Source organism: Kitasatospora sp. NPDC057015, assembly GCF_042673745.1.
In the GTDB taxonomy this organism is placed as follows: domain Bacteria; phylum Actinomycetota; class Actinomycetes; order Streptomycetales; family Streptomycetaceae; genus Kitasatospora.
The window spans coordinates 1-12,880 of sequence record NZ_JBHUSG010000037.1 but is presented as its reverse complement, the minus strand read 5'-3'; the positions used below and the strand labels follow the sequence as shown (position 1 = coordinate 12,880).

The 12,880-nt window shown below is 71.3% G+C and carries 16 protein-coding genes; 7 read left to right on the top strand and 9 right to left on the bottom strand.

The window, feature by feature from the left end; translation table 11 throughout:
* The first annotated feature begins 287 nt into the window (after window positions 1–287).
* Window positions 288–1,256, top strand: coding sequence for an FHA domain-containing protein (locus ACFTWP_RS28415; protein ID WP_380267739.1), 969 nt, complete (start codon window positions 288–290; stop codon window positions 1,254–1,256).
* A gap of 14 nt (window positions 1,257–1,270) precedes the next feature.
* Window positions 1,271–1,663, top strand: a complete 393-nt coding sequence (locus ACFTWP_RS28410) for a hypothetical protein (protein WP_380267737.1) — start codon at window positions 1,271–1,273, stop codon at window positions 1,661–1,663.
* 131 nt (window positions 1,664–1,794) lie between these two features.
* On the opposite strand, the gene ACFTWP_RS28405 is transcribed toward ACFTWP_RS28410, so the two are convergent.
* A complete protein-coding gene (locus ACFTWP_RS28405; protein WP_380267735.1) occupies window positions 1,795–2,214 on the bottom strand; it encodes a hypothetical protein in 420 nt (139 codons plus the stop codon).
* Window positions 2,215–2,781: 567 nt separating this feature from the next.
* Window positions 2,782–3,654 carry a hypothetical protein gene (locus ACFTWP_RS28400; protein ID WP_380267734.1) on the bottom strand — a complete coding sequence of 291 codons (873 nt, stop codon included), beginning with the start codon at window positions 3,652–3,654 and terminating at the stop codon, window positions 2,782–2,784.
* Window positions 3,655–3,882: 228 nt separating this feature from the next.
* Between ACFTWP_RS28400 and ACFTWP_RS28395 the strand changes: the two genes are divergently transcribed.
* Entirely contained in the window at window positions 3,883–4,575 is a 693-nt protein-coding gene (locus ACFTWP_RS28395) for a GntR family transcriptional regulator (RefSeq protein WP_380267733.1), read from the top strand.
* A gap of 125 nt (window positions 4,576–4,700) precedes the next feature.
* Here the strand turns inward: ACFTWP_RS28395 and ACFTWP_RS28390 are convergent, their stop codons facing one another.
* Complete coding sequence (locus ACFTWP_RS28390; RefSeq protein ID WP_380267732.1) at window positions 4,701–5,078, bottom strand: winged helix-turn-helix transcriptional regulator; 378 nt, start codon at window positions 5,076–5,078, stop codon at window positions 4,701–4,703.
* 49 nt (window positions 5,079–5,127) lie between these two features.
* Here ACFTWP_RS28390 and ACFTWP_RS28385 point away from each other — a divergent pair, with 49 nt between their 5' ends.
* The gene (locus tag ACFTWP_RS28385) at window positions 5,128–5,868 is read left to right on the top strand and encodes an alpha/beta fold hydrolase (protein ID WP_380267731.1); all 741 of its coding nucleotides are present in this window, start codon (window positions 5,128–5,130) and stop codon (window positions 5,866–5,868) included.
* Between the two features lie 166 nt (window positions 5,869–6,034).
* On the opposite strand, the gene ACFTWP_RS28380 is transcribed toward ACFTWP_RS28385, so the two are convergent.
* Complete coding sequence (locus tag ACFTWP_RS28380) at window positions 6,035–6,961, bottom strand: zinc-binding alcohol dehydrogenase family protein (RefSeq protein WP_380267730.1); 927 nt, start codon at window positions 6,959–6,961, stop codon at window positions 6,035–6,037.
* 95 nt (window positions 6,962–7,056) lie between these two features.
* On the opposite strand from ACFTWP_RS28380, the gene ACFTWP_RS28375 reads away from it, so the two are divergent.
* From ACFTWP_RS28375 to ACFTWP_RS28365, 3 genes are all read left to right on the top strand, one after another.
* Complete coding sequence (locus tag ACFTWP_RS28375; protein WP_380267729.1) at window positions 7,057–7,512, top strand: MarR family winged helix-turn-helix transcriptional regulator; 456 nt, start codon at window positions 7,057–7,059, stop codon at window positions 7,510–7,512.
* A gap of 342 nt (window positions 7,513–7,854) precedes the next feature.
* Window positions 7,855–8,241, top strand: coding sequence for a MerR family transcriptional regulator (locus ACFTWP_RS28370; RefSeq protein ID WP_380267728.1), 387 nt, complete (start codon window positions 7,855–7,857; stop codon window positions 8,239–8,241).
* Window positions 8,238–9,221 carry an aldo/keto reductase gene (locus ACFTWP_RS28365; protein WP_380267727.1) on the top strand — a complete coding sequence of 328 codons (984 nt, stop codon included), beginning with the start codon at window positions 8,238–8,240 and terminating at the stop codon, window positions 9,219–9,221. The genes ACFTWP_RS28370 and ACFTWP_RS28365 overlap by 4 nt, the downstream gene beginning before the upstream one ends.
* A 116-nt stretch (window positions 9,222–9,337) precedes the next feature.
* Here the strand turns inward: ACFTWP_RS28365 and ACFTWP_RS28360 are convergent, their stop codons facing one another.
* The 5 genes from ACFTWP_RS28360 to ACFTWP_RS28340 form a co-directional block, all read right to left on the bottom strand.
* Window positions 9,338–9,520 carry a hypothetical protein gene (locus ACFTWP_RS28360; protein WP_380267726.1) on the bottom strand — a complete coding sequence of 61 codons (183 nt, stop codon included), beginning with the start codon at window positions 9,518–9,520 and terminating at the stop codon, window positions 9,338–9,340.
* 76 nt (window positions 9,521–9,596) lie between these two features.
* On the bottom strand, window positions 9,597–9,899 hold the full coding sequence (locus tag ACFTWP_RS28355) for a hypothetical protein (RefSeq protein WP_380267725.1): 303 nt from the start codon (window positions 9,897–9,899) through the stop codon (window positions 9,597–9,599).
* Complete coding sequence (locus ACFTWP_RS28350) at window positions 9,896–10,063, bottom strand: hypothetical protein (protein WP_380267724.1); 168 nt, start codon at window positions 10,061–10,063, stop codon at window positions 9,896–9,898. Before ACFTWP_RS28350 ends, ACFTWP_RS28355 begins: the two co-directional genes overlap by 4 nt.
* Window positions 10,064–10,445: 382 nt before the next feature.
* Window positions 10,446–10,862, bottom strand: coding sequence for a hypothetical protein (locus ACFTWP_RS28345; RefSeq protein ID WP_380267723.1), 417 nt, complete (start codon window positions 10,860–10,862; stop codon window positions 10,446–10,448).
* A 515-nt stretch (window positions 10,863–11,377) separates the two neighbouring features.
* Window positions 11,378–12,880: carbohydrate binding domain-containing protein (locus ACFTWP_RS28340; protein ID WP_380267722.1), on the bottom strand; the 1,503-nt coding region annotated here is incomplete at its 5' end.

Genomic DNA, 12,880 nt, shown 5'->3' with positions numbered 1-12,880 from the left:
CCGCCGCGGCAGGCGACTGCCCGTAGGTCCGTGCGGCGGGGAGGTCGAACACCAAGCGTCACCGAACCCGGAGAACTCCAACCCGATTGGCCAGGCCGGGATCTGAGGCGGATACGGAGAGTCGCGTTCCCAGGGGGCGGCGGCCGAACACACTGCCGAAATCACGGCCGGGATGCTCTAGCCGGACGGAGCCAATCGGCCTTTACTGGAAGGTGAGGGGTCACCGGAACAGGCGGCCGAATCGTTTCGCCCCGCCGCCGGATGCCTCGCCGGCAGGAGGTCGTGCCATGGACCCGCCTCTGCGAGAGCGCGCCTTACCGCACCTCGTGGTCAACCGCCCGGACCGGCTGCGCGGCCGGGTGTTCGTCCTCGACGACCAGCCGATGCTGGTCGGGCGGGACGTCGACTGCCAGATCCAGGTCGGCGATCCGGGCGTCAGCCGACGGCACGCGGTGGTGTGGCGGGCCTCGGGCCGGACCACCGTCGAGGACCTCGCCTCCACCAACGGCACCACGGTGAACGGGCACCCGGTGCTCGGGCAGCAGGAGCTGCGCTCGGGCGACGTACTGGATTTCGGGCCCTTCGAGGTGCACTACGAAGAGCCGCGCCCCGCCGACCGGACCGTTCAGGCCCCGGGACTCGGAGCCGTCGGCGCCCCCGGCGGTACCTGGGACACCACGCCGGGCCTGGGGCCGACCCCTGGCCGTGCCCCCGCTCCTGACTCCCGGCCCCCGCCGCACGGCGCTCCCGCCCCGGGGCCACCACCCCCCGACCCGCGGGGCGGCCGGGTACCGCCCGAGGCGGCCCGTACGCCGCCGTACGGCGAGCAGCGGTTCGACATCGGGGACCAGCGGGCCGACCGGCTGAACAACGTCGCCGGGAACCAGTACAACATCCAGCAGGCGCAGCGCGAGAGCTTCCTCAAGGACATCGCCGCGACCCGTACCCGGGCACGGCACCTGATCGTGGTCGGCTTCCTGCTCTTCCTGGTCGGGAGCGGGGTCTACGGCTGGGTGATCATTCGATTCATTGTCAGGGGGAACGACCAGTTCTCGTCCGGGAGTTCGAACTTCGACTCCTCCCCGGAGCTGCTCGGGCCGAAGGTGGTCGGGGTACCGGTCGGGGCGATCGGGTTCGCGGTGGCGGCGATCGGGACGGTCCTGATGGTCGTCGGGATCGTGTTGCACATCGTGACGACGTCCCGTCGCCGGCGCTTCGAGGAGGCCGAGCTACAGGCGTCGTGGCGGCCACGGTGAGGAGATGGGAGCCCATGGTCTTCAACATCGGCAACCAGCAGGGCGGCGTGGTCAACAACGTCGCCGGGAACCAGACCGTCCACGGTGGCCAGTCGGCCGTCTTCACGGCCGGCGGGCAGGAGGTGCGCGGCCTGGTCCGCGACCTACGGGCGTCGATCGAGCGGACGGCGCTGCCGCCCGAGGTCGAGCCCGAGGTGCGGGCCGAGCTCGACTCGCTGGACGAGGAGGTGGCCCAGCCGGAACCGGACCGGGAGGCGGTGGCGGGCCGGCTCGGCCGGATCACCCGGCTGCTGGCATCAGCGGGTGCGCTGGTCACGGCCGGCACCGGACTGATCGGGCCGCTCGGCGCGCTCGCGGGCTGGCTCGGCGCACTCGGCCAGCCGATCCTGCGGGCGATCGCAGGCTGACGGGAGGAGGCCGACGGGGTGCCCGGGCCACCGCAGGGCGCCCGGGTGAGACTGCGGCGAAGAGCGGGCAGGGCGGACGGTGCCGGGCAGGGCTGTAGGCGGATTCCGCCCTGCCCGGCGGATCGGGGGTGCTACGAGATCCGGGCCCACGCGCTCCAGTGGCCGTCCGCGGCATGGCGCCGGGACCACAGGTTGTTGTCCGTGCCCCTCGCGCCGATCTCGAACTGGCCGGCGCCCATGTCGCTGGCGACGATGCCGACGCCACCGATCAGGTAGCCGCCCAGGGAGGTCCAGGCGCTCTTCTTGCCGGACGCGCTGCTCGACCGCGTCCACACCGCGTGGTCGGTGCCGATGACGAACACCTGCCGGCGGCCGTCCCGATAGGCGTACTCCGCCATACCGGGCTGGCCGTACTCGGCGCCACAGAGGTACTCGCCGCCCCACGCGGGGCTGGTGCAGTGCATCGGCTCCGCCGACGCTTCGGCGGGCGCCGCCGTCAACGCGACGCCGGCGAGAACGGCGGCGGCCACCGCCGTCTTGAACTTCTTCACAGGTGCTCCCTCAGTCGGTGCCGACCGAGGCCGCCCGTCCACGGGGCGACCCCTCCACTTGAGGTGACGGCTACTCAGGCTTCGTGGGTTCACCAGGCGCCCTCGGCACTCGCGTCCGCGCCACCGAACCGAACGGCTCGCAGTCACGGCGGCCGGCCCGCGGGCGGCCAGGGCGGGCGAGCGCGTTGGGCACGGCCTGCCGGGCCGGCTACCCGACCTGCTTCACAGTCCGTAGTTGGCGGCGGTCCTCAAGGCCGGAAATCCCTCAGGACCGTTGCAGCCCGGGTGGCGGGCTCGTGGGCGTCGAACGTAGGCCCTCCAGGGATCCGGTCGATTCTCACCAGCCGTTCCAGCATGAACCGGTCGTCCGAGGAGGACTTGATGAACAACGACTGCACCAGATGGTCGATCACTTCACCATGACCACCTGATCCGCACCCTTTACCGTGCCCACCAGCGGATCACGCTCCCCCCGGCCTGTGGACACCGTACAGGCACCGAGCCGATCGACAGCCCAGCAGAGTGGAACGCGACGAGCCACCGGCCCGGTATCGACCAACCGCCTGTTCAGGTCAGCCGATGTCCTCCCGCGGTGAACGCGTTGGCGATCGGCGCGATGAGCGAGGCGAAGCGACGGGCCCCCGCGTTGCCGATCGGCTCCCAGAGCGCGGCGCAGTGCTGGTCCGTTTCCACCTCGATGCGTTCGCGTGCCGCGCGTCCGGTGTCGGTGACCACGGCGTTGGAGTCGAGCCAGCCGCGCGCGACCAGACGGGCCGTTGCCGCCGCCCACTCCTCGTCGTCCCACTGGCGGGTGGTTCGTGCGAGTGAGGTCGGGAGGTGGCCCGTTGCGGTGTGCAGGACGAGACAGTCGCACGGCCCGAGGCCGTTGTCGGCGAGCACGATGAGATGGGCGTCGCCGCGCCACTCGCGCACCACCGTGATCTGCTGCCACAGGGCGACGAGAGGATCGTGTGGAAGCGGGACCGAGGCGTTCGCGGCGGCCAGCACCTTGCCGGCGTAGTCGGCGCCGGCGATGACCGGGTCGACCAGCGAGCGCGCCTCGGCGAGGTGGTCGTCCGTCAGATGCGCGTTGACGCGCCGCATCGCCCGTCCGGCGGCCCGGAACCGGGCAGCCTGCCACCGCGCGGGCGGTGCGGTGTCCCACACGCCCGCCATGGCCTGCACCGCCCGCGGGCTGAAGTTGTAGAACGCCGCGAGCGTGACCTGCCACGGCACCGCGCCCATCGCGGCCGACCGGAAGGCCAGATATGCCGGGCCACGGTCGGTCACGCCGAGCTCGGCGGCCTCCTGCGCGCTCTCGGGGGCGAGGTAGATGAACAGGTGGGCGGCACTGATGGCACGGCTGACGTCGCGGACGGCGGGCAGGTCCACCGGACCGTCGCCGGGGCGGGCGGAGTCGGGAAGGTGGTCGAGGTGCATCGCGGTTCCTCCTCTGAGGAGTCGGGTGGCGCTGTGCGGTTCGGCGATGGCGATCAACGCCGTGTCTCTGAGGGTGTGACCGGCCATGGTGGGGTCGAGGACGGGAGGGGCGGCGTCAGCCGGTCATCGGGCCGCACGGGCGACGGAACGGCGCCGTCGCTCTCGCTGCCCCTTAATCGACAGTAGCATCAATAATCGATTATCTGAGGGATCCTCTACGCTTGCACCATGACTGGCACGCCTCACAACCCCGCCCCCACCGGGAAGCAGATGCTCTCCGAGCAGGTCCACACACACCTGCAGGACGCGATCATGCGCGGGGACTACGCCCCTGGTGACGCCCTCAAGCCGCAGGACCTCGCCAGGGAACAGGGCGTAAGCCTGGCCGTCACGCGCGAGGCGCTCGTGCGGCTCGTGGGCGAGGGGCTCGCCGACCGACTGCCCAACCGCGGATTCGCGGTCCCGGCCTTCTCCGACCACCGCTGGCAGGAGATCGCGGAGGCCCGCCGGACCATCGAACCGGTCGTCCTGCGCATGTCCATCGAGCGCGGCGACATCGACTGGGAGTCCCGTGTGCGGGCCGCCCACCATCGCCTGGCCCGTACCCCGGCGTACGTGCCGGCGGAGGGCGAGCACTACACCGCTGCCTGGGCCGAGGCGCACCGGGCCTTCCACCGCACGTTGCTGGAGGGGTGCGGCAACCGCGCGCTGTTGGAGACCTTCGACCGGTTGTGGACCGCGAGCGAACTGGCCCGCCGTTGGGCGGCGCACCGCACCCCCGACCGGGACGGCGTCGAGGAACACCGCGCATTGGAGGAGGCGGCGCTGGCCCGCGACGCCGACACCGCGGCAGCGCTCCTGGTCCAGCACCTCACCCTCACCGCAGCTGCCCTGACCGACGATTCAGGTCGGGCCACCTGACGCCCTGGTGGGTGACGGTGACGGTGACGGCGGTGGCGCTGCGACGGCCCGGTTGCCCTGATTCGCGACCAGGTGGTGGCGGTGCGGCCGGCCTGGGCGCCGACGCAGTCGGCGTCGGTCACAGGTCAGCCACCCGGTGCGGACTCCTCTTCCGCCTCCTCCTGGAAGCTGACGATGGCATCGCCGTACGACCTCGCCCAGTCCGTCAGGACGGCGATGGGCTCGACAAGGGTCTGGCCGAGGTCGGTCAGGCGGTACTCGACCCGCGGGGGCGCTTCGGGGTAGGTGCGGCGCTCGACCAGGCCGTAGCCCTGGAGCCTGCGCAGGGTCTGGGTGAGCACCTTGCGCGAGATGCCACCGACCAGCTCGACGAGTTCGCCGTGTCGGCACGGCCTGCGACTGAGCGCGAACAGGACGACGACCGCCCACTTGTTGGTGATGATCTCGATGGCCAGCCGAGCGGGGCAGTCGGCGAGGAAGACGCTCTCCGCTGAGTCATGCATGGGCCGAAGGTTACCAAGAGGTACCTGACCGCTCACTAGCGTCTCTTCCATGAGTACACCGCACACCAAAACCTACGTTCTTGTCCACGGCGCCTGGCACGACAGGCGTGTCTGGGACCGGGTGGTCCCCTTGCTGGCCCGGGCCGGGCACCGGGTGCTCGCCCCCTCACTGACCGGTCACGGCGAGAAGCAGCACCTGCTCGGTCCGGACGTCGGCCTCGACACCCATGTCGCCGACGTCGTCGCCGTCCTCGCGGAGGAGGACCTCAGCGACGTGATACTCGTCGGGCACAGCTACGCCGGGATGGTCATATCCGACGTGGCCAGCCGAGTCCCTGACCGGATCGCAGGGTTGGTCTACCTCGACGCGATGGTCCCGGCCGACGGCGAGACCGTGCTCGACGTCATGCCCCTGACCCGGCACCTGATCGAGGCGGCCGCCGCCTCCGACGCGCCCTGGCGCATCCCGCCCATGCCGGAGGGACCGGCGCCCGTGGGTCTGTTCGGGGTGACCGACCCGGCGGACAAGGAGTGGCTGCGCACGGTGCTCTCGGACGAGTCGGTCCGCTGCTTCCAGCAGCCTGTCCGGCTGGACAACCCGGCCATGGACGCGATTCCCCGGACGCACATCCACTGTGTCGGCACCACGGTGCAGGGCGTCACCCGCCGCGCCGTTCCCCCGGTACAGCCCAACGGCACCCCGTCGCAGGTGTGGGAGTTGCGAAGCGGCCATGACTGCATGGTCACCGTGCCGGGCGAACTCACCGAGCTGCTGCTGAAGGTCGGCTGACCGCCCCACCGCCTTGGTACCCGGCGCCGACGGCGGGGCGGTCCGGGGTTGCAGGGAGTCAACTCGCAGCTGTGGCCGACCCCTTGCCTCAGCTGTGGGCCGGCCTGCCGCTCGAACGGGCGGCAGGCCGGCCCGATCCCCGGAGGTGGAGGACCCGGCCGGGCGGCTACGGGACGAGGACGAGGCGCTCGCTGGAACGGTCGGTCCAGGCTCGGGTGATCTGGGCGAGCGGCACGGCCCGGGCCCGGACGTCGAGGGCACCCTCGGTCACCGCTGCGGCGAGCTCGGGAAGTTCGGCGATGAAGTCACGGGGTGGGACCGAGCCGATGCCGCTGCCCAGAATCTGCAGCCGCGCCGCGCGCAGCGCGGCGGAGGGGATCGGAGCGCTCTCGCCGGCCATGGATCCGATCTGGATCCAGGTCAGCGGGGTGGAACGATCGGTGCGGGCGGTCAGGATCGGGAGCATGGCCTCGGCTGCGGGTGCTCCCCACACGTAGTCCAGGACGACGTCGACGTCGGCGGCAGCCTGGATCCCGTCGAAGGTGATCGCCTGGTCCGCACCGAGGTCGGGCAGGCTCTTGAGGCGGGTGGCGTCGCGGCCGGCGGCGATGACCCGGGTGGCGCCGAACCGCTTGGCGATCTGGATCGCCATCCTTCCGGCACTGCCGGTGGCACCCAGGATGAGGACGCGCTGGCCTTCCTGGAAGGCGATGCGGCGGCGCAGCGCGACCCAGGAGGACATGCCCGGGTTCATCGCGGCCGCGATCCGGACCGGGTCGATGCCGTCCGGCAGGAGCACGCTCCGGCGCACGTCGATCACCGTGCGCTCGGCGAACGTGCCGAACGCCGTGTCGTCCAGGGCGGCGTAGCGAAGGCGGCCCGTCGCGTCGCGCACGACGCCGTCCACGCCGGGCACGAGCGGGAAGGAGCCGGTGCTGGAGTAGTGCGAGCCGTTCGCCTTCGCCCGGGTCAGGTGGTGCAGGCCCGCGGCGAGGACCTGTACGACCATGTCGTGCTCGCCGGTGGCGACCGGATCGGGGTGCTCGCCGTAGATCGGCGGGGCGTCGTTCGACATGAGGACGGCAGCATGCATGAGGACTCCCAGAGATTTGGTCTGCATTTGGTTTGCATCACCAAGTGTTTCCAGGGTTGTTGGTGATGCAAACAATGTCAAGTAGGGTGGGATCCATGACCTCCGAGGACTCCGAAGACGCCCTGTTGGACGGACTCGTCCGCAGTGCGTTCCAGATCATGGGCGTGCTCACCCGCATCGGCGCCGAGCACGATCTCTCGCTCACCCAGCTGCGGGTGCTCGGAATCCTCCGCGACCGACGCCCCCGCATGAGCGACCTGGCGGCGTTCCTCGGGCTGGACAAGTCGACCCTGTCCGGCCTCATCGACCGCGCGGAACGGCGAGGACTCCTGGCCCGCGGCGCCAATCCGGATGACAAGCGCGTCGTCGACGTCCTGATCACGGACGCCGGCCGCGAGCTCATCGGGAAGCTGCACCAGGAGGTCCGGGAGGCCCTGGCGCCGGCGACCGGCCGGCTCGACGCGCAACAGCGCCGACAGCTCGCCGATCTGCTCGAACCCGTCCTCACCCCGCCCTTGCCGCTCACACCGCGTTCCACAGCCCAGCGCTGAGTCACCCGGTACGCGCGGAGGCACATCTGCGCGTCGAGTCCGCCCTGGGCGCGTTGCTTCGGCTGCGGCAAGCGTTGACCGGGCGGGAGCCTGGGCTTTGCCTCGGCAGGTCGTTCCGACAGGTCGCTGTCGCCCCGGGCTTGCGGGAACCGGGCGCGCAACCGGGCATCGACAATGAGGTCGGAGCCGAACCGAGCGGCGGCGGCACAGCGCTGCGATCAACCGCCGCGACGAACACGTCGATGCCGTGTCCGCCACAGCCGTCCCGAACTTCGGGACAGCCCCGCCGTCCGCTCCCCCTCCCTTGACCTGGAGCGCACTCCAGGTGCGAGAGTCGTCGGCATGGCGGACTTGCTCTCTCCTGCCGAGGCCGTGAAACGGTCCGGCTTCAGCATCGACACCCTTCGGTACTACGAGCGCATCGGACTGCTCGACCGGATCGCGCGCAGCACCGGCGGGCAGCGCCAGTTCAACGAGGACCACCTCGAATGGCTGGGCGTGCTGCGCTGCCTGCGCGACACCGGGATGCCCATCGCCGACATGCAGCGGTACGCGGCCAGCGCCCGCGAGGGCGACCGGACGCTGGAGGAGCGGCTCGCGCTGCTGACCGAGCACGCGGGCAGGGCCCAGCACACCATCGACGAACTGCTCCGGCAGCAGCAGCACTTGAACGAGAAGATCGCCTGGTACCGGGCGCAGATCAGCATCCAGCAGGAGGAGTCGGCATGACCCTTGCGACGCGCACACTCGGCAACAGCGGCATCGAGGTGAGCCCGATCGGCGTGGGCTGCTGGGCCATCGGCGGCCCGCTGCACGCCGGAGGCGAGCAGTTCGGCTGGGGTGCGGTGGACGACGCGGAGTCGACCGCCGCCCTGCAGCGCGCCTTCGACCTCGGCGCGACCTTCTTCGACACCGCGAGCAACTACGGTGCGGGCCACAGCGAGAGCGTCCTCGGACGAGCCTTCGCCGGCCGCCGCGACCAGGTGGTCATCGCCACCAAGTGGGGCAACACCTTCGACGAGTCCACCGGCGAGGCCACCGGCCAGGACGCCACCCCCGCCTACCTCCGTACCGCGATCGACGGCAGCCTCCGCCGCCTCGGCACCGACTACGTCGACCTCTACCAGTTCCACATCTCAGACGCCCCGCTGTCCGCCGCCCTCGACCTCGTCGACACCCTCGAGGACCTGGTCGCCACCGGCAAGATCCGCGCCTACGCCTGGTCCACCGACACCCCCGCCAACGCCGAGGGCTTCGCCGCGAAGGCCCCCCACTGCGTCGCCGTCCAGCACGACTTCTCCGTGCTCAACCCGGCGGCCGAGATGGTCGCCGTGGTCGAGTCCCTCGGCCTCGCCTCCATCGCCCGCGGCCCGCTCGCAATGGGCCTGCTCTCCGGCAAATACCACGACGGCCGCCGCGTGGCCGCCGACGACGTCCGCGCCCAGGGCCACCAGTGGATCCCCTACTTCGGCGAGGACGGCGCGGGCAGTGCCGAACACCTGTCCCGTATCGACGCCGTTCGCGAGGTCCTGACCTCCGACGGCCGCACCCTCGCCCAGGGCGCCCTCGCCTGGCTCCTGGCCCGCACGGATGCCGTCATCCCCATTCCCGGCTGCCGCACCGTCGCCCAGGTCGAGGAGAACCTCGCCGTCCGGTCCCCGCTCACCCCGGGCGAGTTCGCCCGGGTGGAATCCCTGCTCCGCGGCTGACGTCGGCCCCGGCCCGCACGGCGGCGTGCGGGCCCCGCCGTCGCGACGTGGTCCCGGTGCTCGGCCTCGACACCGTCGGGCGGTGCTGCTCCGCACCTCGATGTCCGCAGACGGGATCAGGCCGGGACCAGCGCCTTGGACCGGTCGGCAGCAATGTGTACGGCCAGCCCCGTCAACACGGTGCCCATCAGGTACCGCTGGATCCGGAGCCAGGCGGGCCGCTCGCCGAGGAAGCCGGCGATCGTGCCGGCCGCCAACATGACCACGCAGTTGACGGTGATCCCGATCGTGACCTGCACGAGGCCCAGCAGGAAACTCGGGCGAGCCGGGACCGTAGTCGGCGATCGACGCCGCGCCGGAGCCGGCCCCGGGCCGTCAGCCCAACTTGCTGCGCGCGCTGCTCGGGCCGGAGCGGGCCCGACGGGTGTGCGCTGGCCGGGACGGGCGGACGTCCGGCCGCCTTGCTTCCTCGTCCGGCGGGATCCGGGCGGCGAGGTTGGCCTTCGCCGCGGCGAGCGCCACGGCTGCGGCGGCCGCCGGCTCCGGGATCCCGCGCTCGCACATCAGGCCCTGGCACAGGGTGCACCAGACCGGGCTCGCCGGGCCGTCCGAGTAGGCCATGCCCTCGGGGGGCAGGTAGTGGACGCCGCATTCCAGGCACTCGAACACGTACCTCATCCGACGATCACCGTGCCCACGCCGCCGCACGCGGTACCGGACGGCCGGAACCGGTCGACGCGGTGGACCTGACTGCCGTTCACATCCAGGTCGACCCTGTGCTGCACCTTCTCCGTGCCGCGTGCCCCGCCGCACGAGGTGCAGGTGCCGATCTCCGTCGCCATGACCCAACCCTCCGTAGCTACCTGATGACGGTACCGCTCGGCGGCGACTCTGGGGAGCGTCCGACCAGGATCGCCCCATCCCGAGACCGACCGGACCGCCGCAGCGGAGTCCCCCTGGGAACGCGCCCCGGTGGGCGGCCGGGCCGCGGGCGCCCGGTCCCGGACCGACCAACCCGCGCTGTCCCGCCGTCATCACCGGCGCTCCCCCGGCATCAACGGGTTCCCACCTCTCACCCGACCGGCGGGGCTTCGCCCGCCCCTGCGTGGGGGCGGTATTCGAAACCGGTTGGCCGTCTGCCCCTCGCGCCGGGGACGGGTTACCGGCGCAGAGATGGAGGCGAACGGGCTCGCGACGCAGCGACGCCCGTTCGGGGAGTTCCTGCTACTCCACCCAGTTCCAGTCGCCTTGGAATCGCCACCGCGGCTCATCGGAACTGCGCGGAGCCACCTCGTCCGCGTAAGCGTAGGTGCCGTCGATGACGGCTAGGAGGAAGGCAGCGAAGCCGCCGTCGAAGCGGTCCCACTCCCCCAGGCTCCGGTAGAACGCGACCACCGGCCAGGCGTCGGGGTCATCACCTTCGGTCAGCCAGAAGAACTGGTCCGCGTTGAGGTTCGAGCCCCAGGACAGGAGACCGCCGGGCTCGGGGTGGACGGGGTACGGGCAGTCCTCGTCCGCGGCCAGTTCGGCAGCGATGCCTTCCGTGGTCAGGCGGACATAGCCCGGGAAGCCGATGATCGAGCCCCCGTCATAGCAGCGCAGGGTAGGCACCACCACGGACAGCTCGCCGTTGATCCGCACGGATCCACAGCGGTCCACGAACTCCCGGTAGTCCGACGGGAAGGCGAACCGACCTCCGCAACAGACCGTTCCCACGGGGTGGCGGCCGGGCGCTGTGTCGGCTCGCCGAGAACCTGCGACAGGCGGTCGGGTTCCATGCTCATGCGACGCCGCCGTCGAATCGCCGCTCACCCGGTTCGCCGGGCTCGAACGAAGGAGTCGCCACGACGAGAACCTGTTCCAATCACCGAGCTGAACCATGTTGCCGTTGGGCCCGTGCCTCTGATGCGCAAGGTACCTGATGTCCCAGGCACCCGGACATCCGACCGCATGTCGCGAGCGGACCACTAGGGTCTCATCCCTCCTCCTCCACGGTCTGCTCGGCTTCCGGCCGTCCGGCACAGGTGGTGCGGGTACGCGGAAGTGCCTCCCTGCTGGAACGACAGAAGCCTGTTCAGGCTCTGTCGTTCCAGGTCAGAAGGCACTTCCGGGTTTCCGCTCAGGAGCTGGACGCGGGCCCGGGGCGGGCCCGGTGGTCAGTGTCCGATGCGGGCGAAGGGCACGCGGAAGGTGTCGTAGTCGTCCTTCTCGTGCGAGGTGGAGCTGTCCGGGCCGTACGGCTCGGTCGCGGTGTCCAGGACGGTCGGGTCCTGGGGCAGGGAGCCGATGGCCGACTGGCCGAAGGTGGAGATGAGCATGATGCCCAGGCCGCGGCTCTCCAGGGTGGCCCGGTTGATACCGAGCGCCTGCAGCGGGATGTTCATCTCGTAGGTGGTGTCCTGGGCCGGGTTGTGGCCCGCCGCGAGCAGGTTCTGGTAGCGGCTGGCGTCGGCCAGGTTGGCGGGCACGTATCCGGCGTTGCCGGTGGCCTTGATGCCGGTGACCTCGCTGGAGGCCAGGCCGTCGGCGTACTTGTAGGTGATGCCTGCGGCCGCGAACTGCTGGACGTTGGCGGGCGCGTAGTCGAAGGTGCCGGCCGAGTTCAGGTTGAAGAGGGCGGGCTGGCCCACGCCCGGCTTGCTGGAGAAGTTGGCGATGTGGTCGACCTCCCCGCGGGCGAACGAGGTGCGCAGGCCCCAGGGGCCGGCGGGGCCTGCCCCGACCAGGCCGTTGCCGCCCCGGTCCGGGTCGACGTCCAGGGCGATGGACTGGGGGATGTCACCCTGGTAGGGCTTGCCGTTGTCGCTGATGGGGTAGCCCTGGGCGGGGTCGGTCACGTCCGTGACGTTGGTGAACTGCCACATCAGGTAGAGGTTGGTGTCGTCCCACGCCGCGGAGAGGGAGTAGGGGTCGTAGACCGGTCCTTCGTGGCTGCCGCGGAAGATACGGGGGTCGTCGTTGGCGACGCCCTGGGCCACGATCATGTCCTTGGTCCACTCGGTGGGCTTGCCGTCCACCGTCACGGTGGCCGCCCGCCCGAGGTGCCCTCCGGGGTTGGTGGCGTAGTACGGTCCCCCGGGGTTCGGACCCGGGTCCGGCGTGGTGGTCGGCGTGGTGGTCGGCGTCACGGTGGGGGTGACGGTCGGGGTCGCGGTCGGCGTCACCGTCGGCGTCGGAGTCGCGGTCGGCGTGGGTGCGGGGCAGGGGTCGCCGCTGCCGACGACGCCGTTCTTGACGGTGATGTTGCCGGTGCCCAGCGCGTAGTTGCGGTTGCCGTTGTTGTCCCAGGTCCCGGAGCCGTTGTTGAAGGTCGCGGCCAGGCCGGTGGCGGTACCCAGGTCGACGGTCTTCTTCACCCAGCCGGTGCAGGCCGCGGTCATCGCGACACCGGGCACGGTGGTCCAGCTGCCGCCGGTGGGCGCGTAGTGCAGGTTGTAGGCGGCCCAGTTCTTGTTGGTGCTGTAGAAGACGGTCGTGCCGCCGGGCGGCGTGGCGGTCGCGGTCGGGCTGGGGGTCGCGCTGCCGGACGGGGTGCTGGTCGGGCTGGCCGTCACGCCGCCGACTCCGGTGCGCAGGGCGATGGCGTCGCCGGGGTTGACGGTGGTGGTGGCCTTGCCGGTGGTGTCGACGGTGACGGTGGTGCCGGTGCAGGTGCCGGT